General features: G+C 32.2%; 2 protein-coding genes. Both read right to left on the bottom strand.

Going from position 1 to position 397, the window contains the following annotated elements; genetic code table 11:
- Nucleotides 1-261, bottom strand: a 261-nt coding sequence (locus IU405_RS00645) for a TerD family protein (protein ID WP_197436722.1), incomplete at its 3' end; no start/stop codon positions are given.
- Nucleotides 262-279: 18 nt separating this feature from the next.
- Nucleotides 280-397: TerD family protein (locus IU405_RS00640; protein WP_197436721.1), on the bottom strand; the 118-nt coding region annotated here is incomplete at its 5' end.

Genomic DNA, 397 nt, shown 5'->3' with positions numbered 1-397 from the left:
GCCTTTTTCTTGTCCATTTGTAAGTTTTACAGTGCGACCAAGATTAGCTACCTTCCCATTGGAGTCTAATAGAAATGCAATAGCATCTAAATCATATTCTTCTTCTTTACCACCGCCTAGTAGTTTTCCAAAAAAGCTAGTTTCCTTTTGCTTTACATCCCATCCTAATCCAATTGTCACAGTAGACAGATCATAAACATTTTCACCTTTTTCATTTTTTCTAAGGTCAATAGTTTGCCCTTTTTTTAAATTTATTGCCATTTTGTTTTATCTTAATGATTACTTAATAATTGTTCCATCATAATATTTTTCAAGGAAGAAAGCCAAATCTGCCTTATATCCAATTCCAGAAGCTTCAAATTTCCACTGTCCATTTCTTTTATACAACCTACCAAAT

The sequence above is a fragment of the Polaribacter sp. BAL334 genome (assembly GCF_015767435.1).
Lineage (GTDB): Bacteria > Bacteroidota > Bacteroidia > Flavobacteriales > Flavobacteriaceae > Polaribacter.
Note: the sequence above shows the minus strand (reverse complement) of the source record. Positions and strands in the feature narration are given on the sequence as shown.